The sequence below is a fragment of the Streptomyces fulvoviolaceus genome, assembly GCF_000718165.1.
In the GTDB taxonomy this organism is placed as follows: Bacteria; Actinomycetota; Actinomycetes; order Streptomycetales; family Streptomycetaceae; genus Streptomyces; species Streptomyces fulvoviolaceus.
Genome location: NZ_JOEY01000003.1, coordinates 238516 through 261809, shown reverse-complemented (window position 1 = coordinate 261809; position 23294 = coordinate 238516). Strand labels below are relative to the sequence as shown.

Annotated in this window: 23 protein-coding genes and 2 pseudogenes; 13 read left to right on the top strand and 12 right to left on the bottom strand. The window is 69.7% G+C overall.

The window, feature by feature from the left end:
* Together IG08_RS0105005 and IG08_RS0105000 are read left to right on the top strand one after the other, a co-directional pair.
* A pseudogene (locus IG08_RS0105005) lies at positions 1 to 279 on the top strand (TetR/AcrR family transcriptional regulator); the annotation flags it as partial.
* Positions 270 to 911, top strand: a complete 642-nt coding sequence (locus IG08_RS0105000; RefSeq protein ID WP_234342805.1) for a TetR/AcrR family transcriptional regulator — start codon at positions 270 to 272, stop codon at positions 909 to 911. The pseudogene IG08_RS0105005 and the gene IG08_RS0105000, both read left to right, overlap by 10 nt.
* 214 nt (positions 912 to 1125) lie before the next feature.
* On the opposite strand, the gene IG08_RS0104995 is transcribed toward IG08_RS0105000, so the two are convergent.
* From IG08_RS0104995 to IG08_RS0104960, 8 genes are read right to left on the bottom strand one after another with little or no spacing between them, the layout of a single operon-like run.
* On the bottom strand, positions 1126 to 2586 hold the full coding sequence (locus IG08_RS0104995) for an aldehyde dehydrogenase family protein (RefSeq protein ID WP_030596702.1): 1461 nt from the start codon (positions 2584 to 2586) through the stop codon (positions 1126 to 1128).
* A 43-nt stretch (positions 2587 to 2629) separates the two neighbouring features.
* Positions 2630 to 3418: an SDR family NAD(P)-dependent oxidoreductase gene (locus IG08_RS0104990; protein WP_030596700.1), complete on the bottom strand. Its 789-nt coding sequence runs from the start codon at positions 3416 to 3418 to the stop codon at positions 2630 to 2632.
* An 11-nt stretch (positions 3419 to 3429) separates the two neighbouring features.
* Positions 3430 to 4278: a fumarylacetoacetate hydrolase family protein gene (locus tag IG08_RS0104985; RefSeq protein ID WP_030596699.1), complete on the bottom strand. Its 849-nt coding sequence runs from the start codon at positions 4276 to 4278 to the stop codon at positions 3430 to 3432.
* On the bottom strand, positions 4275 to 5147 hold the full coding sequence (locus tag IG08_RS0104980) for a fumarylacetoacetate hydrolase family protein (protein WP_030596697.1): 873 nt from the start codon (positions 5145 to 5147) through the stop codon (positions 4275 to 4277). The genes IG08_RS0104985 and IG08_RS0104980 overlap by 4 nt, the downstream gene beginning before the upstream one ends.
* Positions 5144 to 5770: a carboxymuconolactone decarboxylase family protein gene (locus tag IG08_RS0104975; protein ID WP_052424489.1), complete on the bottom strand. Its 627-nt coding sequence runs from the start codon at positions 5768 to 5770 to the stop codon at positions 5144 to 5146. The genes IG08_RS0104980 and IG08_RS0104975 overlap by 4 nt, the downstream gene beginning before the upstream one ends.
* Before the next feature lie 38 nt (positions 5771 to 5808).
* Positions 5809 to 6564: an SDR family NAD(P)-dependent oxidoreductase gene (locus IG08_RS0104970; protein WP_030596693.1), complete on the bottom strand. Its 756-nt coding sequence runs from the start codon at positions 6562 to 6564 to the stop codon at positions 5809 to 5811.
* A 26-nt stretch (positions 6565 to 6590) separates the two neighbouring features.
* The gene (locus IG08_RS0104965; RefSeq protein ID WP_030596691.1) at positions 6591 to 7241 is read right to left on the bottom strand and encodes an MBL fold metallo-hydrolase; all 651 of its coding nucleotides are present in this window, start codon (positions 7239 to 7241) and stop codon (positions 6591 to 6593) included.
* An 8-nt stretch (positions 7242 to 7249) separates the two neighbouring features.
* Positions 7250 to 8785, bottom strand: coding sequence for a carotenoid oxygenase family protein (locus tag IG08_RS0104960; protein ID WP_234342804.1), 1536 nt, complete (start codon positions 8783 to 8785; stop codon positions 7250 to 7252).
* Between the two features lie 185 nt (positions 8786 to 8970).
* Here IG08_RS0104960 and IG08_RS0104955 point away from each other — a divergent pair, with 185 nt between their 5' ends.
* From IG08_RS0104955 to IG08_RS0104945, 3 genes are all read left to right on the top strand, one after another.
* Positions 8971 to 9912: a LysR family transcriptional regulator gene (locus tag IG08_RS0104955; RefSeq protein ID WP_030596687.1), complete on the top strand. Its 942-nt coding sequence runs from the start codon at positions 8971 to 8973 to the stop codon at positions 9910 to 9912.
* Positions 9913 to 10222: 310 nt separating this feature from the next.
* Positions 10223 to 11509 carry an MFS transporter gene (locus IG08_RS0104950; RefSeq protein ID WP_030596685.1) on the top strand — a complete coding sequence of 429 codons (1287 nt, stop codon included), beginning with the start codon at positions 10223 to 10225 and terminating at the stop codon, positions 11507 to 11509.
* A gap of 119 nt (positions 11510 to 11628) precedes the next feature.
* Positions 11629 to 12375 carry an EthD domain-containing protein gene (locus IG08_RS0104945; protein ID WP_030596684.1) on the top strand — a complete coding sequence of 249 codons (747 nt, stop codon included), beginning with the start codon at positions 11629 to 11631 and terminating at the stop codon, positions 12373 to 12375.
* Between the two features lie 122 nt (positions 12376 to 12497).
* On the opposite strand, the pseudogene IG08_RS61130 reads toward IG08_RS0104945, so the two are convergent.
* From IG08_RS61130 to IG08_RS0104935, 3 genes and pseudogenes are all read right to left on the bottom strand, one after another.
* Positions 12498 to 12581: pseudogene (locus tag IG08_RS61130) on the bottom strand (gluconate 5-dehydrogenase); the annotation flags it as partial.
* A 75-nt stretch (positions 12582 to 12656) separates the two neighbouring features.
* Positions 12657 to 13712 (bottom strand): D-2-hydroxyacid dehydrogenase, encoded by a 1056-nt coding sequence (locus tag IG08_RS0104940; protein ID WP_030596683.1) that lies wholly within the window; start codon positions 13710 to 13712, stop codon positions 12657 to 12659.
* Positions 13712 to 14347 carry an RraA family protein gene (locus IG08_RS0104935; RefSeq protein WP_030596682.1) on the bottom strand — a complete coding sequence of 212 codons (636 nt, stop codon included), beginning with the start codon at positions 14345 to 14347 and terminating at the stop codon, positions 13712 to 13714. The genes IG08_RS0104940 and IG08_RS0104935 overlap by 1 nt, the downstream gene beginning before the upstream one ends.
* 345 nt (positions 14348 to 14692) lie before the next feature.
* Between IG08_RS0104935 and IG08_RS0104930 the strand changes: the two genes are divergently transcribed.
* The 7 genes from IG08_RS0104930 to IG08_RS0104900 all read left to right on the top strand — a co-directional run bounded on the left by IG08_RS0104930 (position 14693) and on the right by IG08_RS0104900 (position 21367).
* Entirely contained in the window at positions 14693 to 16045 is a 1353-nt protein-coding gene (locus IG08_RS0104930) for an MFS transporter (protein ID WP_030596681.1), read from the top strand.
* Between the two features lie 27 nt (positions 16046 to 16072).
* Positions 16073 to 16879 carry a LamB/YcsF family protein gene (locus IG08_RS0104925; RefSeq protein ID WP_030596679.1) on the top strand — a complete coding sequence of 269 codons (807 nt, stop codon included), beginning with the start codon at positions 16073 to 16075 and terminating at the stop codon, positions 16877 to 16879.
* A gap of 5 nt (positions 16880 to 16884) precedes the next feature.
* Entirely contained in the window at positions 16885 to 17619 is a 735-nt protein-coding gene (locus IG08_RS0104920; protein ID WP_030596677.1) for a 5-oxoprolinase subunit B family protein, read from the top strand.
* On the top strand, positions 17616 to 18611 hold the full coding sequence (locus IG08_RS0104915; RefSeq protein WP_030596675.1) for a 5-oxoprolinase subunit C family protein: 996 nt from the start codon (positions 17616 to 17618) through the stop codon (positions 18609 to 18611). Before IG08_RS0104920 ends, IG08_RS0104915 begins: the two co-directional genes overlap by 4 nt.
* 64 nt (positions 18612 to 18675) lie before the next feature.
* The gene (locus IG08_RS0104910; RefSeq protein WP_267964955.1) at positions 18676 to 19515 is read left to right on the top strand and encodes an SDR family oxidoreductase; all 840 of its coding nucleotides are present in this window, start codon (positions 18676 to 18678) and stop codon (positions 19513 to 19515) included.
* Between the two features lie 53 nt (positions 19516 to 19568).
* Complete coding sequence (locus tag IG08_RS0104905) at positions 19569 to 20747, top strand: pyridoxal phosphate-dependent aminotransferase (protein ID WP_030596672.1); 1179 nt, start codon at positions 19569 to 19571, stop codon at positions 20745 to 20747.
* Positions 20748 to 20779: 32 nt separating this feature from the next.
* Positions 20780 to 21367: a TetR/AcrR family transcriptional regulator gene (locus tag IG08_RS0104900; protein ID WP_030596670.1), complete on the top strand. Its 588-nt coding sequence runs from the start codon at positions 20780 to 20782 to the stop codon at positions 21365 to 21367.
* 221 nt (positions 21368 to 21588) lie between these two features.
* Here IG08_RS0104900 and IG08_RS0104895 read toward each other — a convergent pair whose 3' ends face one another.
* On the bottom strand, positions 21589 to 22245 hold the full coding sequence (locus tag IG08_RS0104895; RefSeq protein ID WP_078655445.1) for a TetR/AcrR family transcriptional regulator: 657 nt from the start codon (positions 22243 to 22245) through the stop codon (positions 21589 to 21591).
* A 109-nt stretch (positions 22246 to 22354) separates the two neighbouring features.
* Here IG08_RS0104895 and IG08_RS55660 point away from each other — a divergent pair, with 109 nt between their 5' ends.
* Positions 22355 to 23281: an oxygenase MpaB family protein gene (locus tag IG08_RS55660; protein WP_052424487.1), complete on the top strand. Its 927-nt coding sequence runs from the start codon at positions 22355 to 22357 to the stop codon at positions 23279 to 23281.
* The last annotated feature ends 13 nt before the right edge of the window (positions 23282 to 23294 follow it).

The window sequence follows — 23294 nt, the reverse complement described above, 5'->3', positions numbered from 1 at the left end:
CCCACCGAACCCCGGGGCCGCACCGTCTTCCTCCAGGTCCGCGACATCTCCCACCAGAAGATCGCCGAAGTGGTCACGACCCTCTTCCCCGACCTGGACGAGGGCGACGTACACACCCTCACCACCTACACCGTCGCCGGCGCCGACGGCCTGTTCGTACACCGCGAGGTCACCGGCGACGCCGTCGACCTGGTGGCCCTGTTCGAACTGCACGCCCATCTGGTCCACGACGCGGCGACCCGCATGGCAGCAGCGGCAAGGACACAGCCATGCGGATGACCGACCCCCCGGGCCGCACTCCGCAGCGCAGCAACGCGCGCTCGAACCGCGCACGCATCCTCGCGGCCGCTCGGGAGGAACTGCGGGACAACCCTGACGCGAGTCTCGACAGCATCGCCCAGGCGGCCGGCGTCGTGCGGCGCACCCTTTACGGACACTTTCCCGGTCGTCGAGAGCTGGTCGCCGCCTTGGCTCAGGAAGCGGGCGAGGCCTTTGGCCGGGCGTTCACGGCAGCCCGTGCTCCAGGTGCCGACACGCTGGAGGCGATGGCGCGGATGGCTCTGGCGGGATGGGCGGTCGGCGACCAGTACCGCATGCTCATCTCCTTGGGGCGCCGCCACCTGGGAGAGGAGGCGATGCGCGCCACCCTGGCACCCGCGCGGGAACAGGCCGCCTCCATTTTGCAACGCGGTCAGGATGAAGGCCTTTTTGCCGACCATGTCCCCGCGCCTGTCCTCGCCTTGGGGCTGGAGGCGCTGATGCTGGCCCTCGCCGAGGAGAACGCTTCGGCCACCTGGGCGGATCCAACGGGTGAGGCTGCCGCGACCGCCTTTCTCGTCGCCGCCGGCGTAACACCGCAGATGGCTGCGGTCCGCGTACGGGCCGTTCTGCATGAGTCAGTGGGGCGTTGACGACGGTGTCGGCGAGGCTCCAGCAGTGATCCCCCGGGGCCAGTCGCACCGGCTGACCGAATCACTCTCGACGTCGACGTCGAGGGTGTCGAACTCCCGCGGTCCGACGCGCCCGGAGGGGAACCCCGCCGGCGATGGCCACACCTGGGGAGTGACCCGGGCCGACTGCGCCATGTCTGAAGATCACCCGCAGTCGGCGCGGCCAACTCGCCGCTCAGAAGGGGTAGTGCGGCTGCTCGGTGGACAGGGTGATCCACCGGGTGTTGGAGAAGGCCTCGATGCCCCAGCGTCCGCCGAAGCGGCCGTAGCCGGAGGCGGCGAATCCGCCGAAGGGGGCCTGGGGCTCATCCGCCACCGACTGGTCGCCCACGTGCACGATGCCGGTGCGGATGCGGCGAGCCACCTTCAGGCCGTGGGTGGCGTTCTCGGTGAGGATGCCGCAGCTGAGCCCGTGCTCGGTGTCGTTGGCCAGTGCCACGGCTTCGTCGTCGTCCCGGAAGGCCGTGATGGCGACGAGAGGTCCGAAGGCTTCGGTGTGGTGCAGCGACGCGTCCTCGGGCAGGTCGGTCAGGACAGTCGCCGGGTGCAGAGCTCCCTCCGGCGAGCCGCCGCCGGTGAGCACACGCGCGCCCTTCCGTACCGCGTCCGTGACCAGGGCGGCGACTCGCCGGGCGGCGGCCTCGTCGATCAGCGGGCCGATGACGGTGGTGGGCAGGCTCGGGTCGCCGCTCGGCATGTCGGCGATCTTCGCGGTGAAGCACCGGGTGAACTCGTCGACGAGTGATGTGTGCACCAGGATGCGGTCGGCGCACATGCAGATCTGGCCGGAGTTCATGAACGAGGCGAACGCGGCCGCGTTCACCGCGTGGTCGAGGTCGGCGTCCTCCAGCACGATCACGGAGTTCTTGCCGCCGAGTTCGAGTACGGCCGGCTTGAGATGCTGGGCGGCGAGGGTGCCGATGACCTTCCCGACGCCGGTCGAGCCGGTGAAGTTGACGGCACGGACGCGCGGGTCCGCTATCAGTGTCTGCGCGATCGCGGCGGCGTCCGCCTTGGCGTTGGTGATGACGCTGAGGACTCCGTCGGGCAGTCCGGCGTCGCGCAGAACGTCGGCGACGAACAGGCCGCACGCGATGGGGGCGTCCTCGCTCGCCTTGACCACGACGGTGTTGCCCGCCGCGAGTGCGGCGACGACCGCTCGGGTGCCGAGGATGATCGGCGCGTTCCACGGCGCGAACGCCGCGATCACACCGAGGGGTTCGCGGACGGCGAGGCTGAGCCCGCCCGGTTCCTGGGTGGTGAGTACGTCCCCGTGCGGGGCGGTGATCGCGGCGGCGGCCTCACGCAGCATGTTCGCGGCCAGGGCGACGTTGAACAGCGCCCATCCCCGGGTGCCGCCGACTTCCGCGGCCATCAGCTGCACGGCCTGCTCGCCGCGCTGCTCCATGAGGTCCGCCGCGTCCAGGAAGATCTTCCGTCGGGCGAAGGGCGCGAGGGCGGCCCACTCGGTGAATGCGGCGTCCGCCGCGTCCACCGCGGCTCGCACGTCCTGTGGTCCGGCGGCGGCGACCGTGGCGTACGGCTCGCCGGTCCACGGGTTGATGTCGGCCGTGGACCGGCCCGAGGCGGCGGGAATCTCCTTGCCGCCGATGAGGAGGTTCCGGTGAAGTGGCATGGGGTCGTTCCCTTTGTGCTCGGTCCGGTGCGGGATCTGCGGGTCAGGCGCCGATCATGTTGAAGCCGCCGTCGGCGTTGAGGTAGACGCCGGTCATGTGGGCGGCGTCGTCGGTGGCGAGGAAGAGGGCCGTGCCGGCGAGTTCGGCGGGGCCCGGGATGCGGCCCAGCGGGGTCTTGGCGACCATGTCGTCGCGGCGGCCGGACTTCCAGTCGGCACGGTTCAGGAGCGTCTCGGTCTCGATGAAGCCGGGCGCGAAGGTGTTGACCCGTACGACGGGCGCGAACGCCTGGGCGTAGGACTTGGTGATGCCGAGGATGCCGTACTTCGCGGCGGCGTACTGCGGGGCCCGCGCGCTGCCGCGGACGATCACGGTGGAGCCGATGTTGACGATCGCGCCGTGTCCCTGCTCCAGCATCCGGGAGCCGAACTCGTGGACGCAGAGCATGGTTCCCTTGACGTCCACGGCGAGCACATGGTCGATGGACTCCTCGGTGAGGTCCCGCCAGGACATCTGCTCACCGGCCACGTCGCCGACGTTGTTGACCAGTACGTCGATGCTGCCGAAACGGCCGAAGACCTCCTCGGCCATGCGGATGACGTCCTGGTGGACGGCAATGTCGGCCTGCACGGTGAACGCCTCGCCGCCCACGTCCTTGATGCGGGCGACGGTCCGCTCGGCGCCGGCGGCGGAGCTGCGGTAGTGCACGGCGACCTGGGCGCCCTCCTGGGCGGCGCGGACGGCGATCTCGGCGCCGTAGCCGGTGCCGGCACCGGTGACCAGGACGGTCCGGCCTTCGAAGCGGCGGGGGAAGCTCTGCTGTTGTGTCATGGGGCGTCCCTTCAGGGGTGTGCGGCGGTGAAGTGCTGGCGGATCTCGCCGATGCCCTCGATGCGGCTGAGGAGTTCGTCGTCCGGCGTGAGATAGCGCGGCGGGTCCATCCGGTTGCCGACGCCGGCCGGGGTCCCGGTGAAGATCAGGTCGCCGGGGAACAGGGGCAGTACGGCGGAGAGGCGGGCGATGAGCTCCGGCACCGGAAAGATCATGGACTTGGTGCGGTCGTGCTGGACGACCCGGCCGTTGAGCAGCCCGGTGATCTCCAGGTCGCCGGGGTCCTCGAACTCGTCCGGGGTGACCAGGACGGGGCCGGTCGGCCCGAACCCCGGAAAGGACTTGCCCAGGCTGAACTGGGCGGGCTTTCCCTGGAGTTGGCTGACCCGCTCGGAGAGGTCCTGGCCGACGGTCAGACCGGCGACGGACTCCCAGGCATGGTCCTCGCTCGCCCGGTACGTCTCACGACCGATCACGGCGACGAGCTCGACCTCCCAGTCGACCTTGCCCGGAGGAAGGGCGACCGTGGTGTGCGGACCGGTGAGGCAGGCCGGGAACTTGGTGAAGACGAGCGGCTCCGCGGGCGGGGTGTAGCCGGCCTCCGCAGCGTGCGGCGGGTAGTTGAGGGCGATCGCGAAGACCTGCCGGGGCCGGGGAACCGGGGCCTGCAGGGCCTCCGGATCAACCGAGATGTCGTACGCCTCGTCGGACAGTTCCCCGCCCCAGTCGCGGACCCGTTGCCACTGCTCCAGCAGAGCCATCGGGTCGGTCGACAGCCGACCCCGCGAGGCCCAGCCGACATCCGCGGCCCGATCACCGCGAACGACGACGGCCCGGCCGTCGATGACAGCGAGCCTCACCAGTCCACCTTCTGGGGTACGGGGGTGCCGTGGCCGTCTTCCCAGCTGACGATGGGCGTGCGCAGCACGCCGAGGCGCTCCACCTCGGCCTCGATGACGTCACCGGGCTTGAGGTACATCTCCGGGTCGCCGCTGAAGCCGGCGACGCCCTGGACGGTGCCGGTGGTGATCAGGTCGCCCGCGCTGTAGCCCTGCGGGGAGTGGTAGGCGACCAGGTGCGGAATGGAGACCGACATGCGGTTGGTGTTGGACTTCTGGCGGACCACGCCGTTGACGCGCAGTTCCATGTCGAGGTTCTGGGGGTCGGGGATCTCGTCGGCGGTGACGATGTAGGGGCCGACCGGGCAGAAGGTGTCGATGGCCTTGCAGAAGGAGAAGACCCCGGACTCCATCTCGCGGCGCTGGATGTCGCGTGCGGTGATGTCGTTGAAGACGACGTAGCCGGCGATGTGGTCGGGCGCGTCGTCCACACCGAGGAACTTGCCGGGCTTGCCGATGACGACCGCGATCTCCAGCTCATAGTCCAGCTCGCTGGTGAGGTGTTCGGGGTAGATCACCGGCTCGTCCGGACCGACGATCGCGTCGACGTTCTGGAAGAACACGATGCCCTTGTGCATGGGGTGCGACCAGTCGACGTTCTTCGACTCGTCCTCGTGCTCACGGAAGTTGCCCGAGGTGTGGAAGAACTTCTTCGGCACGATCGGGGCGCGCAGCCGTACGTCGTCGAGGGCGAGGCGCTCCCCGGTCTCCGTGACCCGGCCGTCGCGCTCGAAGTACTCGCGTGTCGAGCCGACCTCCAGGGGGAGGACGAGCCGTTCTTCCAGCTCCAGTCTGCCGACGCGTCCGTCGTCGAAGGTGATCAGCTTCATGGTGTACCGCTTTCGGGTTCGAGGTGGTGGGTGTCGGTCAGGTGGTCTTCCGCGGAGGACAGCCCTTCTCCCGCGAAGACGCGCAACTGGAGGGCGAGCAGGGAGTAGTAGCCGACCAGGGTGGTGAGTTCGAACAGACCTCGCTCTCCCCACACCGCCACCGTGTCGTAGTACTCCTGGTCGCTCAGCTCACCGGCGTAGGTCAGCGCGACGGCCGCTCGCAGGGCGGTCCGCTCGGCCGGGTCCGGGAGGTCGGGCAGTCCGCCGGCGCGCAGTGTGCCCAGCTCGGGTTCGGTGAGGCCGCACGTCCGGCCCACCGCTTCGTGGGCCTCCCTCTCGAAGGCGCTTCCCCACTCGGTGGCGACGACCAGGATGGCCATCTCCCGCACGCGGTCGGTCAGGACCGACTCGTAGCGCACCGCCGCCCCGACCGCCTGGACAGTGAGTCCGACGGGCGGGCTGAGCAGCATGGCGTTGAAGGGGCCACGCAGTCGGCCATTCTCATCGGTGAGGGCGAACGCCTGCGGTCCTGTCGCTCGCGGGCCGCCGGTGATGGCGCGGTAGACCTCGGTCTGCTGTTCGTCCAGCTCGCCGGGCAGCAGTCCGGCAAGGCGTGCGGTCATCCGCACTCCCTTCAAGGGAACTTCAAGGGAATCGGGGGTCAGACGAGCGTGCGTCCGCCGTCCACGTAGAGCACCTGCCCGGTCACGAAGGACGCGCGGGCAGAGGCGAGGAACAGCACGGCGCCGACCACGTCCTGCGGTGTGCCCAGGCGCCCGGCGGGAACCAGACTGGTCATCTCCTCGCGCATTCCGGGCTTGTCCAGGTACGCGCGGGTCAGCTCGGTCTCCGTGTAGCCCGGGGCCACGGCGTTGACGGTGACGCCGTCGGCGGCCCATTCGCGGGCCATCACCTTCACGAGCTGGTCCAGGCCGCCCTTCGACGCCGCGTACGGGGCGTGGTGGCGGTGCGCGAGCCGGGAGGAGACAGAGGAGAAGAACACCATGCTGCCGTGGCCGGCCTCGCGCATGAACCGGCCGGCGGCGCGCCCGGTCCAGAACGCGCTGGACAGGTTCAGGGTCAGGATGCGGTCCCACACCTCGTCCGGTGTGTCCACCACGGGCCGGCGGTCGTTCGTCCCCACGGCGTGCACGAGCACGTCCAGGCCGCCCAGTTCGCGGGCCGCCGTCGTGACAGCCTGCTCGCACGCGTCGGACGACGTCAGGTCCGCGGTGAGGGTCCGCACGTCGGCGGCCGCGAGGGCCGGATCGTCGCGCAGCACCTTGAGCCGGCCCTCGTCCGCGTCGACGACTGCCAGCCGCGCTCCGGCCTCCGCCAGGGCCCGGGCACAGGCCGTGCCCAGTCCTCCGGCCCCGATGACGAGCGTGCGGCGCTCCTCAAAACCCAGCCATCCCATCGCGGGCCTCTCGCCTTCTCTGGACATCACGTGAGTTCGATTCCGGCTCCGGGCGCCACCCGCGCGTAGTCGGTGGCGGAGTCCCGTACGCCCGCCCCCAGCAGGCCGTCGACCAGGGCGTTCCCGCCCTCGCTCAGACCGCCGTCGTGGATCGACAGAGCACGCCGGGGCTTGATCTCGCGGACGTAGTCGATGACTTCGCCGGTCTTGGACCACGGGCCATGGACCGGCACCAAGAGCGTGTCCACCGGACGCGTGGGCACGGTGAACGCGTCGCCCGGATGGAAGACCGTGCCGTCCGTGTTCCCCACGAGGAAGCCGACGTTGGTGACCCGCGGCAGGTCCGGATGGGTCTCCGCGTGCAGTTCGCCGTGCACCTCGATGCCGATCCGCTCGATGTCGAAGGCGTCCCCGTCACCTACCACGGCGACCCGGCCACCGAGGTCGCCGAGCCGGTCCGCCACGGAGCGGTCGGCCCAGATCCGCAGCGCGGGGTCGGCCTCGGCCGCCGCGCGCAGCACGGGCTCGGCAAAGTGGTCCACGTGCTCGTGCGTCACGAGCACCGCGTCGGCGCCGTCGAGCGCGTGCGGGTCGGAGTAGACGCCGGGATCGATGACAATGACGATGCCGTCCTGCTCCAGCCGAACGCAGGCGTGGCCGCACCTGGTGAGTCGCATCTGCCCGCTCACTTGCTCAGCTCGCTGTCGGGAACCCAGGTGCCGTGGAAGCCGTACCGGAGCCGGAAGGGGATCTTCACGGTGGCGACGGGGCCGGCTGCGATGTCCAGGGCATCGAGGATCACCAGGTCGTGCCGGTTCTGGTCGCGGCGGCCGATCAGCGCCAGCAGGTAGCCCTCGCCCTCGCCGGCGTCCGCCGACTTCGGGACGAACACCGGCTCCTCGGGCGCGGCTTGCTCGCCCGGCGCCCAGAAGGTCGTCTCACCGGTGTGGTCGTCGCGGTGGATCAGGGAGTTGAAGGGCGGGCCCATCGGGCCGACCTCGCACTTCGGCACGTCGGGGTGCATCCCGCCGATCCATGCGTGCCGGTTCTTCTCCATCAGGATGCGCGGGTCGACCCGGGGCATGTCACCGGGCGAGGCGATGAGCTGCTCGCTGCGGTAGGTGTCGACGGCGTCGTCCCAGTGGGCGGCGCCCTGGGCAAGGTCGAAGGTCCAGCGGTGCAGGAACGGGGGCTTCTCGGGCAGCGGACCGACGGTCGTGATCGGGAACTGGGAGAACCAGCCAGACTTGGTGGTGAAGTGGTCGGCGACCAGGGTGTCGCCGTCCGTCCAGGCGTTCAACGAGTGCGTCTCCATGAGCTGCTCGCTCCGGAACCACTTGACGCCGCTCACGCCCTGCTCTCGCGGGATGATCGCCACGTAGGTCTCCTGGTTCGGGTCCCAGACGAAGTACTGGGCCTCCCGCTTCAGCTGCTCCGGGTCGGCGACCATCGGCGAGATGGTGAAGACGAAGTGGTCCCGGGTGACCAGCCAGTCGTGCACCATCGAGGAATAGGGGACCTCGAAGGTCTGCGAGCGGGTCACCTTGCCGGAGGCGGAGATCTCGTAGATGTGGATCTGCTTGTCCGGCAGACCGGTGGCGTTGTAGGCGAAGGCGATCAGTTCGCCTGTGCGCGGGTCGTGCTTGGGGTGGGCGGTGAAGGTACGCCCCGGGATCTGGCCGGAGAAGTCGTAGACGCCCCGCGTCTCCAGCGTCACCGGGTCCAGCTCGTACGGGAGGGCCGCCTCCTTGAGCGCGAGCAGCTTGCCGGCGTGCCAGATGATCGAGGTGTTGGCGTTGCCGTCGTCGATGCCAAGGACGGACGGCTCGTCGGTGTACGGGTTGCGGTAGGCACCGAAGAGGGCCTGGCGGGCCTGGCGTTCGAGCTCGAAGCGTTTGGTGCGGACGTACTTGGTCTTCAGATCCGCGTGCCCGTTCTCGAAGCGCACCATGTGGATCATGCCGTCGCCGTTGATGTACACGTCGTTCGGGAACCGCGGGGGGTACTGGGTGTCGGCGGCGGCGCGGTAGAAGGCGCCGGACAGCTCAGGGGGTATGCAGCCCTCGACCTCAAGGTCGTAGACCTCCGCCTCGATCCGTGACGGGGCGAAGAACCCCCGGAACTTCGGAGTGTCCGGGAACTGCATGGTCTCCGGAGGCGGCTGGGTACTCACGGGCTGCTGCCCGGGCGTCCCGATCGGCTGCGTCGTTGCAGTGGCCATGGCTTTCTCCCCTGTGGCAAGGTTGGATCAAGCGAAGAATGTGATCGATAGCCGTCGACAGCAGCGCCCCGCTGCGGGTTCGGGCCTCATAGAACCAAGCTGAACAGCTCGTCCCGGGCCATGGTGCTCCCGATGCGTCTCCGGCGTCCAACACTGAAACACGCACGAAATGATCGGAGTCTTCGATGGATCTGCGGCAGATGGAGTACGCGGTGGCCATCGCCGACGAGCTCAACTTCACCCGGGCCGCGGCGCGCTGCCGCATCGGGCAGTCCGGGCTCAGCCACCAGATCACCCAGCTCGAGCGGGAGGTCGGGGCCCGGCTGTTCGAACGGACGAGCCGCAACGTCCGGCTGACCCAGGCCGGCCAGACCTTCGTCGCCTGTGCGCGGCGGGTACTCAAGGCGGTGCAGGAGATGCACGCCGAGATCGCCTCGCTCGACGGCCCCGTGCGAGGGCGGCTGCGCATCGGCTCGGTGACGCTCACGGCGGGGGACATCGACCAGCTCGGCCTGCTGAGGGAGTACCAGGAGGCGTACCCCGCGGTGGAGGTCACCCTGTCCGACGCCGACGGGGTGGAGGCCGCCGCCCAGCTCCTCACCGGTGAACTCGAGGTCGCCGTGATCGCCCTGCACGAGCACCAGTTGCCCCCGGGCATCAAGTACCACCTGCTCCGCCTCGTGCCGCTCGTGGCCGTAGTGGGCCGTCGGCACCGGCTGCGCGGGACCGGCGTCACGGACCTGGCGAAGCTGGCCGACGAACGCTTCCTCGAATGCGGTCCGGACACCGGACTGCGCGTGCAGGTGGACGCCGCGTTCGACCGCGCACGAGCACGCCGCCGGGGCGTCTGCGCGTTGCGCAGCGCGGGAGACCTCACCTCGCTGGCGTTCGAGGGCATCGGGGTGACCGTCGTACCCCGCCCGGTGGCCGAGGCCATCGTCCCCGACGACCACGCCGACTGCGTCCTGCGCCTCGACGACCCGCAGGCACTCCAGCCCCTGGCCCTCGCCCACCGCGACCCGGCCCCGACCTCACCCGCGGCCCAGGCGTTCCTGCGCCTCGCCCTCGCCCGCCTGCCCGGAGAGGGAACGCCCGGCCTGGAGGAAGCCGCAGCCACATCCGGGTAGCGTGCGGGGCACCCGGTCCTGTCCTGCGGCATCCAAGACGTGAATGATCAGCATGTTCGATCTCGATCGGACGGGGGCTAGGCAGGACCTCCCGGGTGGCCCATAGTCATCTCAACCCGGCGCCGGAGCCGCCCCATCACCGCCGTCGGGCCGACGCAGGCGTCGGGTACCCCGGCCCTGCGCGACCTCACCGCAGCCGTTCGGTGCCCCGCGCTCCCGCCCCGCCATCGCGCTCCGGGCAGCCTCGCAAGCGTGCCGGCCGGGCCGCCGGAGGACCTCCCTCTCCCAACACGCCACGTGGAGTTCCCGCATGCCTCCATCCGTGCCCCCGCTCCCGTCCTCGTCCCTGACCTCGGTCGTCGAGGGTGCGCCGTCCGAGCAGACCGTGTCCGGTCCCGGCCACCTGCTGCGGATCACGCTGCTGATGACCGGCAGCTGCCTGCCCATCCTGGGCGCCGTGCTCATCGCCCCCGTCCTGCCGCAGATGCACGACCACTTCGCCAACGCGCCGGGCGTCGAGGCGCTGGTCCCGATGGCCCTGACCATTCCCGCGCTCTCCCTCGCCCTGCTGGCCCCCTTCGCCGGCGTGATCGTCGACCGTCTCGGGCGCAAACGCCTGCTCGTCATCGCCACCGTGCTCTACGCGATCCTCGGCACCGCCCCCCTGTGGCTGGACTCCCTCGGCGCGATCGTCGCCAGCCGCGCCCTCGTCGGCGTCGCCGAAGCCGCCATCATGACCTGCTGCACCACGCTGATCGGCGACTACTACTCCGGCCGACAACGCGACCGCTACCTCGCCCTGCAGACGATGTGCGCCTCGATCTCCGCGACGGCCTTCTTCGCGCTGGGCGGCGCGGCCGGATCGGCAGGCTGGCGCACACCGTTCTGGGCCTACGCCGTGAGCTTGCTGCTCGCCCCCGCCATGGCTGCCTTCCTACCCAAGCCGCGACCGGCCGCCCGCACGAACGAGCCCTCCCCCGCCGCCCCGGAGCCGGCCAAGCGGCCTTTCCCCTGGCGACCGCTGGCCGGAACGTGCGCACTGACCGTCTTCGGCGCCATCCTCTTCTACACCGTCCAGGTGGAGATGGCTTTCCTCCTTGACGACATGGGCGTGACCGAGCCCGGCAAGATCGGGCTGGCCATCGCCGCCTCCAGCGTCGCGACCGTGATCGGCGCGGGTGTCTTTACCAAGACCGGCCGCAGCCCGGCCGCCTGGCTGCCCACTGTCTTCGCCCTGTGCGCCCTCGGCTTCGCCGTGATCTGGCTCGCGCCCAACCCTGTCGTTCTGACCATCGGTGCTGTGATCAACTGCTTCGGTGGCGGCATCATGCTGCCGAGTCTCCTCACCCTCGCCATGTCCAAGCTCGAGTACGCCGACCGCGGCCGCGGCACCGGACTGTGGACGGGTTCCTTCTTCATCGGCCAGTTCATCTGCCCGCTCGTGGTGCTCGCGCTCACCTCCGCCGTCGGCAGCCTGGCAGGCGCCATGGGCGTACTCGCGGTCGCCGGGTCGATCGGCGCCGTCGGGCTCGGCCTCTCCGCCCGCAGGCACCGACCAGTGTCCGCCCCGGAACCGATCGAGCACATGGCACGCTGAACGGCCGCGACGCCGATCCGCCACAAGAACCACAAGAACCGCGAGAACAACGAACCCATCGAGATCGGCATCGCGACGACCACCGCGATGCCGATCGCCGCCCTTCGCGCTGGAGAAACATGCTGAACCTGATCGCCGCCATCCGCCGCAAGCCGGGAATGACACAACACGCATTCCTGCACTACCTGCAGCACGTGCACGGATCGCTGGCCGCCGAGAATCCCCTGCACGTTCGACGCTACGTCCAGAACCACGTCTTCGACGCGTCATTCGGCAGCGAGGAGGACCCGACGCACCTGACCGACTTCGGCCGGGACTCCGTCACCGAGCTGCACTTCGAGAACATGGAAGCACTGGCCGCCACGATGGCCGCCCCGTACACACGCGAGGTCATCGGCCCCGACGGCGCCCACTTCAACGACATGCCCAGCGCCCTGGCCCTGCTGGCCCGTCCTTCGGTACTCATGCCCCCGCCGGCGCCCGAGGACGAGGGCCAGGTGAAGGTGCTGCACTTCCTTCACATGTCCGAAGGGTTGGATCTGGACAGCTTCACCGAGCGGTGGCAGACCGCCCACGAGAAGGTGCTGGCGTCGGACGAGCCACAAGCGGCGGCGCTGCGCGGTTACGTCCAGCACCGGCAAGTCTCAGGAGCCGAAAAGGCACTGCGCCACTTCGGCGGCAGGGACAAGCACGTGTACGAAGGAGTCGCCGCCCTGTACTACGACTCCCCGGACGAGGCGCTAACCCACTTCCCCTCCTACGAGCGGTCACTGCGGGAGCATTCCGCCGAGACAGACGGCTTCTACGACCCGTCCCGCTCGTTCGTCCTCTACAGCCGTGAGGTGACCATTTTCCAACGGCCTTGAAACCCGACGGGCCGGCTGCGCTGAGCACCCATTCGCGATGTCGAAGGCCCCTACCGCGACCCGGTCGTCCCCGAACCGCGCGGCGAGTGTGGTGCGCGTCGCCCCAGACGGTCCGGATCCACTCCGTTGAGGACGATCGTGGCACCAGCGTCCGCGAGTCCCTCGGCGATACCGAGTCCGATGCCACTGCTGGAACCGGTGACCAGGGCGACTCGGCCGGTGAGGACATGGGGGTGTGTCTCCTCCCCGGTCGGTCAGCACAACTCGACAGTCCTCACAGGTCAGTAGAACTCGACGGTGTTCACCCGGTTGAGCAGGCCGCGTCCGTCGAGGAGCCGGCCGGCGTTGCTGGCGAAGAGTTCGGCGATGAGACGGTCCTCCGCGGCGCTGAGAGCGGCGGTGTGGGGGCTCACCAGCACGTGGTCGTGGTCCCAGAGCGGGCTGTCGGCGGGCAGCGGTTCCGTCTCGAAGACGTCCAGCGCGGCGAAGCCGACCCGGCCGTGGTCGAGGGCGTCGATCAGGGCGGCTTCGTCGACGACGTTCCCCCGCCCGACATTGACAAGGGTCGCGCCGGGCCGGAGAGCGTCGAAGAACCGCTTGTCGAGCAAGTGCTCGGTCGCCGCGGTGCCGGGGAGCGTGTTGACGACGGCGTCCACCCTGGGCGCCACCTCGACGAGACGGCCGGGATGCACGACCTCGGCCACGCCGGGGACATCGATGTCCCGCCTGCTCGCACCGACGACCCTCGCGCCCAGCGCATGCAGTTTCGCGGCAACGACCCGGCCGATCCCACCGAGGCCGAGCACGAGCACGGTCTGCTCGCTCACCAGCCTCATCGTCCAGCGACCGCCCCACTCGTGGTCGCCCTGCTGGCGGCTCAGACGGGGCAGGTCCTTGGCTCCCGCGAGCACACCGAAGACGGCGAACTCGGCGAGCGGCTGCCCGTGCACACCGGCCGAGGTGGTGAACGCGACCCGGTCGAGCTCTTCGGAGCTGAGTCCCGCCGCCTTGACCTGGCTGCCGCCGCCGGCCGCCATAGTGTGCACCCAGCGCAGCCGCCCGTTGGCGCGGACCGCTCGCGCCAGCGCGGAGGGGTCCACGTCGGGGATGCCATACAGCGCGTCGGCGGAGTCGAGAAGCACCTCGTATGCGCGCTGCTGTCGCGGCGTGCGCCGCCAGGCCGGATCGCCGGCGAAGTCGGCGGGCCAGCGCATCGGCGGGAGGAGCGCCTGGTCGACGACGAGATCGATCCGCGGCTCCAGCTCCCGGACGCGCGCGCAGTTCTCCTCGGACAGCGGCGCGGCGACGGCGACCCGGAGCCTGCCCACCGTTCCCATCAGGCGACCCGCTTCCGCAGCGCCTCGACCTCGGCGTCCAGGTCGGCCTCGCGGGCGACGATCTCCTTGACCGCCGCAAGGGCCTCCTCGGCGCGGTGCGGGGGGATGACGATCACGCCGTCGGCGTCGGCGGCGACGATGTCCCCGGGGTTCACCACGACCCCACCGATGGCGACGGATTCACCGATGGCGCCCGGCCCGTTCTTGAAGGGGCCGGCGGGCGTCAGCCCGCGCGCGAAGACCGGAACGCCGAGCTTCTCGATGATCGCGCCGTCGCGCACGTAGCCGTCGACAACCGCACCGACGGCGCCGTACACGTCGAACCGCTGGGCGAGGTTGTCGCCGATGATGGCGCGGCCCTCGTAGCCGAAGGCGTTGATGACGAGGATATCGCCGGGGCGGATGTGCTCGAGTGCGGCGATCACCGCTTTGTTGTCGCCCGCGACGGTGAGCACGGGGAGCGCGGTGCCGACGGCCCTGGCCCCGTTCCAGATGGGCGCGATGCCCCCGTCAGCGATGTTCAGCCGGTCGAGGGCGTCGCCGAGGTTGGCCACGGAGTGCTCGCGGATCTGGTCGAGCACGTACCGGTCGACACGTTCCCACCCCGTGGTGACGCGCACGTTGTCCTGGGTCATCGCAGGCCCCTTTCCCAAAAGTGCGAAATCTTTCACGTTTCGAGATGCCAGTCTGCATCCACCCACGCCACGGGACAAGAGGCCACGAGGGCCGGATCAACTGCAACAACCTAGGAAACATGGCGGAATCGCAAGGTTGACACGGACGCAACTCCGACCCTTGACCAGTCCGAGAATGCGAACCTATTCTCATTCGCGACCCAAGTCGCAGCTTGGCTCCGGTACGTGCTGAAACGCCGAGCCACCCAACTCCGCCGAAGCGCCGTCGTCGCCTCCCCACGACGAGGACGCAGCGCACGTTTCCCAGGACACCGTTCCGGAGTCCGCGACACCGAAAGTGAATCCATGGCAACGTCAGATCGGCTCCACTCCACGTCAGACCAGCCACAGACAGCGGTCGACGCCGTCACCGCACAGGACAAGGTCGTCCGCAAGGCCACCGTCGCGGGGGCCATCGGCTCCTTCGTGGAGTGGTACGACTACGGCATCTACGGCCTGCTCGTCACCTATCTCGCGCTCAACATCATGGGCGATGCCGGTGCCGGAGGGCTCTTCCTCACCAACGTCGGTTTCCTGATCAGCTTCCTCGCTCGCCCCTTCGGCAGCGTGATCTGCGGGTACCTCGGTGACAAGCTCGGGCGCAAGACGCTCCTGGCCACTCTGCTGGTGCTCATCTCCGGAGCGACCGCCGCGATCGGCCTCATCCCCTCCCACGCCGCCATCGGCGTCGCCGCGCCCGCCCTTCTGGTCCTGCTCCGGGTGCTCCAGGGCTTCTCGGCGGGCGGCGAGGTGGCGGGCGCCATGTCGTTCGTCGGCGAGTACGCGCCGGACGCGCGCCGCAACTACATGATGAGCTTCATCGCCGTCGGCTCGTTCGTGGCCCTCATGTTCGGCAGCACCCTCTCCGCCGTCCTCATCACAGCACTCGGCGACGACGCGATGACCTCCTGGGGCTGGCGGATCCCGTTCCTGGTCGCCGTGCCGCTCGGTTACGTCGGCTTCTACATCCGCAGCAAGCTGGAGGAGACCCCGCACTTCGCGGCCCTGCGCGAGCAGAAGACCGTCGCCCGCAACCCACTCAGAGAGGCGCTGACCTCCAAGCGGCACCTGAAGGCGATCGTGCTCACGATCTTCCTTCCCGCGCTCAACGGCCCCGGCTACTACCTGCTGTTCGCCTACATGCCGACCTACCTGAAGACCTCGCTCGGCGACCAGAACTTCTCGATGGTGCGGGCGCTCATGGTCACGGCGTGCAGCCTGGTCGCGATCGTGATCAGCATTCCGCTCATGGCGCGGCTGTCGGACCGTATCGGCCGCAAGCCCGTGCTCGCCATCTCCGCCGTCGCCATGGGCCTGGTCTCGTACCCGATGTTCCTGCTCATCACCACCGGCGAGTTCGGGCTCGCGTGTATCGGCACCGCCGTACTGGCCATAGCCTTCTCCGGTCACGCCGCGGTGGTGCACACCGTGCTCGCCGAGATGTTCCCGACCAGCGTGCGCTATTCCGCGTACAGCATCGGCTTCAGCATCTCGACGATCATATTCGGCGGCAGTGCCCCGCTCTTGATGACCGAACTGATCGAGTCGACGGGGTCCAACCTCATACCGGCGTTCGCCGCGATCATCACCGCCGCGATCACCCTGGTCACCGTGGCGTTCCTGCGCGAGACCAAGGGCCGGCCGCTCGCGTCCCACTGAACCGAACCGCACTTCGGGAGACACACCATGGCATCCGGAATCAACTCGGTAGCAGTCGTCGCCGACCTCGGCGAGAGCTTCGGCAACTACACGATCGGTGACGACGCCGCCCTGCTCGGCCTCGTCACCGCGTCGAACATCGCCTGCGGCTTCCACGCCGGTGACCCGCGCATCATGGACCGGACCGTCGCCGACTGCGTCGAGCGCGGCATCGAACTGGGCGCCCACCCCGGCTACCCCGACCTCGTCGGTTTCGGCCGCCGGCTCATCGAGGCGTCGGAGGAGGAGATCCGCACCGACGTCCTCTACCAGCTCGGCGCGCTCGACGCCTTCGCACGCGTACACGGCGGCACCATCAGCCATGTCGCCCCGCACGGCCGGATGGGCTCGATAGCGCAGACCGACGCCAAGCACGCCCGCGCCATCACGGACGCGATCGCCGCGTACAACAAGGACTACATCGTCATCTGTCAACGCGGCCTGCTCGCCGAGGAGTCACGCAAGCGCGGCCTCGACGTGGGATACGTCTTCCTCGCCGACCGCGGCTACGGCGACGACGGCATGCCCGTCCCGCGCTCGCACGAACAGGGCCTGATCCACGACCCCGAGGTCATCGGCGAGCGCTGCGTGCAGGTCGTACGGGAGGGCACCGTGCGCTCGGTGGACGGCAACGTCGTACCGCTCGGCCATGACGTCGACGTACTCCTTCTGCACGGCGACCACCCCTCCGTGCTCGCCAACGGCACTGCGCTGCGGGCCGGGTTGGACGCGGCGGGTGTCAACGTCACAGGGCTGAAGGATGTGTTGGCCGAGAAGGCGAAAGTACTGGTCTGAGCTCCATGGCCGCCGCACAGTTCCCCGCCGTCACCGTCGAGCCCTTCGGGGACTCGGCGGTGATGGTGACCGTCCCCCACCCCGACCCGGTGGTCCGCAGGACCGCGATCGTCGACTTCCGCGAGCGGTTCCTGGCGCATCGCCCGCCCGGTATGGTCGATGTCGTCTCCGGCCTAGAGTCGCTGCTCGTCGAGTACGACCCGCTGGCGACCGCACCCCAGCACGTCGAGTACGCGATACGACTGCTGGCAGGGCGGATGCCGGCCGAGCAGCGGTCGGCACGCGCGCGTACGGCTCTGCGGTTCGCCATTCCGGTCGTGTTCGACGAGGAGACGGGACCCGATCTGCGCTCCGTCGCCGAGGAGGTGGGCCTGGCGCCCGCCGAAGTGGTCGACGCGATCGCGGAGTCCACGTTCACGATCTCGCTGCTGGGTGCCGCGATGGCTCCGATGATGGACGGGCTCCAAGTGCCCCGGCCGGTACGGCGACGGGCCGAGCCGCGTACCGACGTGGCGCCCGGAGCGATCATGATCGCGGGTACCAACGCGATCATTCAGCCGTTCCCCGGACCTACCGGCTGGCGGGTGGTCGGGCGCACCCCGCACACCATCGTCGACATCTCCCGCCCGGACCCGGTGTCGTTCGGCACGGGCGACATCGTGCGGTTCGTGCCGGTCACGCGGGACGAGGCGGCGGCGCTGGACGCGGGCTTCCTGACGCCGGAGGAGGTGCGCGTATGAGAACCGTGGGGCTCGACATCACCGGCACAGGCTGGGTCACCACGTTCCAGGACCTCGGCCGGCGCGACACCGAACGCCGCGGCGTCCCCACCGGAGGCGCGGCCGACCAGCACTCGGCGGCCGTGGCGAACGTCCTGGTGGGCAACCCGCGGGACGCCACGTTGATCGAGAACCTCGGCGGCGAGCTGGCGTTCGTGCCGGACGCCGACGTCCTGGTCGCCGTGACCGGTGCCCCAGCCCGGGTCACCGTCGGCGGCGCGCCCATGGCCAGTTGGTCGCCGGTGGTGGTGCCGGCGGGCCAGGAGGTCCGCGTGCGCGGCGACATGGGTCTTGGCGCCCGAAATTATCTGGCGGTAGGCGGTGCGCTCGCGGCGGAGACCCTGCTGGGCAGCGCGGCCCCGGACGCGCGGATGGGCTTCACGCAGAGCCTCGGGCAGCGGGTCCAACTGGAGTCCGGATTCCGGGGATTCGGGCACAGCCACTTCACTCCCCCGCTCTTCCGGCTGCCCGTCCCCGTCCTGCGCTGCGCGGAGGGTCCCTGGTTCGTCGACGTCGTCGAGAGCTACGGCGCCCGCTCGATCCCCGGGGTCCGCGAGCTGATCGCGGAGTCGTCGTACGTCGTCACCGCCCGCTCGAACCACGTCGGCCTGCGGCTCGACGGGCCGGTGCTGCACCCGGACACGGACACGGAGATCGTGTCGCACGGGGTGCCGGTCGGGGCGCTCCAGATCCCGCACGCGGACGAGCTGATCGTCCTCGGCCGGTACCGGAGTCTGACGGCGGGCTACCCGATCGTAGGGGTCGCCTCGCGGGCTTCGCTCCCACTGCTCGGGCAGGCCGGGCCGGGTCGGGAACTGCGGTTCCGGTGGGTCGACCGGGAGACCTCGGTACGCCAGTCCGCGGAGCGGGAGAGCGAGGTGCGGGCGCTGGAGTTGGCGACGGCCGAGGCGTTCGGGGCGCTCGGTTTCACGGGGCACTTGATCTCCCCATAGGTGAGAAACTATTCTCAATTGATATGGGTCTCTCGATACGGACATCTCACCTGGAGGAGGAACGGTGACGCGGACCGCGCTCATCACAGGCGCCGGCAGCGGAATGGGCCTGGAGACCGCATGCCTGCTCGCCCGGGACGGCCTCGCCGTCGTCCTCGTCGGCCGCCGCCAGGAGGCGCTCGACAAGGCCGAGGCAACCATCCGCGCCGAGGGAGGGACGGCCCTCGCCCTCGCGGCGGACATCACCCGCGCCGACGACGTGACGCGTGTCATCGACCGGATCCACGCCGAACTCGGCCCGGTCGACGTCCTCGTCAACAACGCGGGAAGCGCCTCATCGGTGCTCAACCCGCAGTGGCTGCCGCACGAGGAGTGGCGCCAGGTCCTCGACGTGAACCTCACGGCGGTCTTCCAGCTCACCCAGGCCGTGCTGCCCGACATGCTCGGCCGCGGCGGCGGAACGATCGTCACGGTCTCCTCGCTCGCCGCCGTCAACCCCAACCTGCTCGGCGGGGCCGCCTACGGGGCGGCCAAGGCAGGGGTCCGCAACTTCATGACCTTCCTGCACAACACCTTCCGCAACCAGGGCCTGCGAGCCATCACCGTGCTGCCCGGCGAGGCGGACACCCCGATCCTCGACAACCGCGCCCGGCCGCCGGTGCCGGAGGAACGCGCCCACATACTGCGGCCGGAGGACGTGGCGGAGGCCATCCGCCTCGCGGTCATGCTGCCCCAGCGGGTCGTCCTCCAGGAGATCGTCGTCGCCCCGACCCGGCAGCGCGACACCTCGGCCGACCTCGAGATCAGCCGCTGGGCGGGCGCTCCCGCCGATGCCGTACCCGAGGCGCGACCCGGCGACCCGGGACCCCAGGCCCGCCCGGCCGACGCCTCACCCCCGGCCTGAGCCGCCGGCGCCGACCCCCAGGACTGACCACCCCCTGCCTCCAGGAGGAGCGCATGCCGCCCACCGTCACCACCACCGCCCCGCTGCCCTCGTTCGCGCCCGCCGCGGCCGTCGCCCGGATCGCCGCCGCCTCCCGCCGGACCCAGCAGCCGCAGTCCGGAGGCGACCTCGTCTCCCTCGCCATGGGCGAACCCGACTTCGACACGCCGCAGCAGGTCACCGAGGCGGCGGAAGCCTCGCTGCGCGCCGGACGCACCCACTACTCGCCGCTGCTGGGCGAACCGGCGTTGCGCGAAGCACTGGCCGAGAAGCTCACCGGCATCGCCGGCACCCCCGTCTCCGCCGCCGACATCCTGATCACCCAGGGCGGCACCGCGGGTCTCGCCGCGTCGATCCTCGGCATCGTCGACCCCGGCGACAAGGTGGTCATCCCCGACCCCACGTACTCCCTCTACGCCGACCTCGTCAGCATGGCAGGCGGCGTCGTCGTCCCCGTCCCGCTCGCCCCCGACCTGCACTGGGACCTCGATCGACTGGCCGACGCCCTCGACGGCGCGAAGCTCTTCGTGTTCTGCAACCCGAGCAACCCGACCGGAATCGTGCACAGCCGGGCCGAGTTGGAGGCGCTCGCCGACCTGCTCGACGGCACGCCCACGCTCGTCATCTCCGACGAGGCGTACGCCGACCTGGACTTCACCGGCCGCCCGTTCACCTCCGCCCTCTCGCTCGACGGCCTGCGCGACCGTACGGTCTACTGCCAGACCTTCTCCAAGAGTTACGCGATGACCGGCTGGCGTGTGGGCTACCTCTGGGGCCCCTCACCGCTGATCCAGGCTGCCGCACGCATCCACAACACGTTCAACGGCTCGGTGAACACGTTCATCCAGGACGCCGCACTCGTCGCCGTACGCACCTGCGACACCGACATCGCCAGGATGCGCGCGGAGTACGAGGCGCGCGGCGAGATCATGAGGACGGAACTCGCCAGGATCCCGGGCCTCACACTCAGTTCCCCCGAAGGCGCGTTCTACCAGTTCCCCCGGTACGACCTCGATCTGCCGTCGGCCGAGGTCGTGGCGGCCCTGCGCACGACGTACGGCGTTGCCGTCCGGCCGGGCGGCGAGTTCGGCGCCCGGGGCGAGGGGCACCTGCGGTTGTCGTACGCTGCCGACGCGGAGTCCATCACCGAGGGCGTCCGTCGTCTGGCCCACGGCCTCACGGACCTTCGGTGAACGCCGTCTCCATGCCACCGGGGAGCCGACCCATGCGCAGTGACACCCAGCGCAACCGCAGGCAGCTCGTCAAGGCCGCCGCGGAGTTGTTCGAGAACTCACCGACCCCGGTCAGCCTGGCCGAGATCGCCAAACGCGCCCAGGTCTCCACCGCCACGGCCTACCGGCACTTCGCCTCCGTCGAGGAGGTCCTGCACGCCTTCCGGGCTCAAGTCGGCTCCGAACTGCGCGACTTCAGCGCGGCGCAGACCACCCGCGGCATGCAGCGGCTGGAGGCGGTGTCCCGCTACTGGGTGACGCTCGTCCTCGAACACGGCGGCGCGATGGCGCAGATGCGCTCGCACCGCGGCTACCTGGAACGCCTGCGCGAGAACACCGGCTATCTCGCACCACAGGCCGAAGCGCTCACCGAACCCCTGCGGCAGACCACCCAGGACCTCGGACTCGGCGACCTCGGGGACGAAGCCCTGTACCTGTGGAACGCCCTGTTCGACCCCCGCGACATCCTCGACCTCATCAAGAGCGGACGCACCGAGGACGAGGCCGCCTCCCGTCTGGTGGCCGCACTCCGCGGCGCCCTCATCGGCTGGTCCACGGCACCGGACCGGAGAGATGGGTGAGATCGATGTCCGAGAGCCCTGACCTGCCCGGCACGACATGTGTGCGGGACCCGGCGAGCCCTGGCCCTGTGGCGACCAAGTGGCTGGGAACGTACGCCTGTACCTGGCTGGAGAGACGCGTGCGCCGACAGGAACAGTCCGAAAGCCGAAACGGCGGCGTAGCGGGGAGCGGACGGGAGCATCCGGCTCGCATCGGCGGTGAGGGTCGGGCCGTCGTCGGCCTACTCCGGTCCTGCCGTGTGGTGAATATCGGCCGAGACCGCGTCCTCGGTGGAGGGGATGTCGTCGAGCAGGCGATCCACGTCGACTCCTAGCAACCGCAAGACGGCTTGGACCTGCGTGACGACGTCGATCTCGGGGCGGAAGAACGACTGGAGTTCGAGGCCGTCGATCATCCCGATCACCATGAGCGCGGCTGTCGCGGGATCGATGCCGTCCGGGAGGCGTCCGGCGTCCTCGACCTCGGTGAACGCCCGCACCCCGGTCTGCCCCAGATTGCGGTACCGATCCCGGAAGAACTCGTGAGCGAGGTGATCCGGGGCCGTGGCTTCGGCCGACAGGCGGATGTACAGCTCACTCAGACCGGACACCCGCCGGTTCTCCTGGAGCCCGGAAAGCATCAGACGGAAGCCCGCGTCGGCGTCGAGTTCCTCGTAGGACCGTCCGCCCGGCCGGTCACGGCGACGAAGCAGTTCAAGGAGGAGTTCGTCCTTGCTGCCGACGTGGTGCACCAGAGCGGTCGGGCTCAGTCCAACGATCGAGGCGAGCTCTCGGATCGTCACCGCGTCCCAGCCGCGTTGAGTGATGAGCTCGAGCGCGGCGTCGAGCACTTCCTCTCGCTTCGCCGCTCCCTTCGCGTACTTCCGGCCCGGTGGCATGGCCACACCCTAACCCTTGCCCAAGAAAATAGAACACCGTACTGTTTTTGGGGCGAGGGTCGTCGGACCGTCGCAGCGTTGACTCCCGTGGCAGATCGAGAGGGCAGAGATGGGACGCCGTACACGTCAGGAGGACGACCGGTACCGCCGGGTCCGGGAGATCGAGACACTCGATCCCGCGACCGATCACCAGCGGATAGTCGACCTGTTCCGCCAGGACTTCGGCTCCCTGCTGGCGATCCAGATGATCACCGGCAATATGATCACCTTCGCCGCGCCGACCATGTCGAAGGTCCACGAGGTCGCGCGCGAGGTGGAGCGCAACACCGAGAAGCGGAGCATCGACACCGCCCTGTTCCACCACGTCGTCCACCAGCACGGCTTCGGACCCGGGCCGTCACGCGTGGCGGGCAAGAAGGTCAACGAGATGCACCGCCGCTACGACATCGTGCAGGAGGACTTCATCGCCGTCGCGGCGGACAACACGCTCACCCCGGTCCGCATCGCCGACAGGTTCGGCTGGCGCAAGGTCACCGACAAGGAACGCGAGGCGTTCCGCATCCAGCAGAGCAAGGAAGCGCGCCTGTTCGGCTCACACAAGCCGCTTCCGGACTCGCTCGCCGAGGTCGAGGAGTTCTACGAGAAGTACCTCGACGAGAAGGTGTACTACTACCCCTACAACGAGCAGGTCGCGAAGGCCTTCCTCGCCTGGATGCCCGATCTCATGCCCCCGGTGATCGGGCGGGTGATCGTCTGGCTCCTGGTCGCGCAGGTGGACCCGCGCCAGCTCAGGGCGTGCGGCCTCAAGCTCCCGGGCAAGGCACGGACGGCGCTGTCGAACGCCATGATGAAGCGGATGGGCTCCAAGCCGCTTCCGGACCCGCAGCCGGGCGAGGAGCACCCGCTGGAGGGCCTGGCCAAGCGCGTGTACCCGAACGGCTGGGACGTCCACAGCCTCGGCCCCGACAAGTACCACGCGAATCCGCACGCCGGGCGCCCTCCGATCGCCGCCGATTCCTCGACCGCCGACTCCTAGCCCTCGGGGATCA

Bases quoted from the DNA above. Each gene is read 5' to 3' on its own strand.
- IG08_RS0105000 (WP_234342805.1), top strand. From the start codon at position 270: ATGCGGATGACCGACCCCCCGGGCCGCACTCCGCAGCGCAGCAACGCG.
- IG08_RS0104995 (WP_030596702.1), bottom strand. From the start codon at position 2,586: ATGCCACTTCACCGGAACCTCCTCATCGGCGGCAAGGAGATTCCCGCC.
- IG08_RS0104990 (WP_030596700.1), bottom strand. From the start codon at position 3,418: ATGACACAACAGCAGAGCTTCCCCCGCCGCTTCGAAGGCCGGACCGTC.
- IG08_RS0104980 (WP_030596697.1), bottom strand. From the start codon at position 5,147: ATGAAGCTGATCACCTTCGACGACGGACGCGTCGGCAGACTGGAGCTG.
- IG08_RS0104975 (WP_052424489.1), bottom strand. From the start codon at position 5,770: ATGACCGCACGCCTTGCCGGACTGCTGCCCGGCGAGCTGGACGAACAG.
- IG08_RS0104970 (WP_030596693.1), bottom strand. From the start codon at position 6,564: ATGGGATGGCTGGGTTTTGAGGAGCGCCGCACGCTCGTCATCGGGGCC.
- IG08_RS0104965 (WP_030596691.1), bottom strand. From the start codon at position 7,241: ATGCGACTCACCAGGTGCGGCCACGCCTGCGTTCGGCTGGAGCAGGAC.
- IG08_RS0104960 (WP_234342804.1), bottom strand. From the start codon at position 8,785: ATGGCCACTGCAACGACGCAGCCGATCGGGACGCCCGGGCAGCAGCCC.
- IG08_RS0104955 (WP_030596687.1), top strand. From the start codon at position 8,971: ATGGATCTGCGGCAGATGGAGTACGCGGTGGCCATCGCCGACGAGCTC.
- IG08_RS0104950 (WP_030596685.1), top strand. From the start codon at position 10,223: ATGCCTCCATCCGTGCCCCCGCTCCCGTCCTCGTCCCTGACCTCGGTC.
- IG08_RS0104945 (WP_030596684.1), top strand. From the start codon at position 11,629: ATGCTGAACCTGATCGCCGCCATCCGCCGCAAGCCGGGAATGACACAA.
- IG08_RS0104940 (WP_030596683.1), bottom strand. From the start codon at position 13,712: ATGGGAACGGTGGGCAGGCTCCGGGTCGCCGTCGCCGCGCCGCTGTCC.
- IG08_RS0104935 (WP_030596682.1), bottom strand. From the start codon at position 14,347: ATGACCCAGGACAACGTGCGCGTCACCACGGGGTGGGAACGTGTCGAC.
- IG08_RS0104930 (WP_030596681.1), top strand. From the start codon at position 14,693: ATGGCAACGTCAGATCGGCTCCACTCCACGTCAGACCAGCCACAGACA.
- IG08_RS0104925 (WP_030596679.1), top strand. From the start codon at position 16,073: ATGGCATCCGGAATCAACTCGGTAGCAGTCGTCGCCGACCTCGGCGAG.
- IG08_RS0104920 (WP_030596677.1), top strand. From the start codon at position 16,885: ATGGCCGCCGCACAGTTCCCCGCCGTCACCGTCGAGCCCTTCGGGGAC.
- IG08_RS0104915 (WP_030596675.1), top strand. From the start codon at position 17,616: ATGAGAACCGTGGGGCTCGACATCACCGGCACAGGCTGGGTCACCACG.
- IG08_RS0104905 (WP_030596672.1), top strand. From the start codon at position 19,569: ATGCCGCCCACCGTCACCACCACCGCCCCGCTGCCCTCGTTCGCGCCC.
- IG08_RS0104900 (WP_030596670.1), top strand. From the start codon at position 20,780: ATGCGCAGTGACACCCAGCGCAACCGCAGGCAGCTCGTCAAGGCCGCC.
- IG08_RS0104895 (WP_078655445.1), bottom strand. From the start codon at position 22,245: ATGCCACCGGGCCGGAAGTACGCGAAGGGAGCGGCGAAGCGAGAGGAA.
- IG08_RS55660 (WP_052424487.1), top strand. From the start codon at position 22,355: ATGGGACGCCGTACACGTCAGGAGGACGACCGGTACCGCCGGGTCCGG.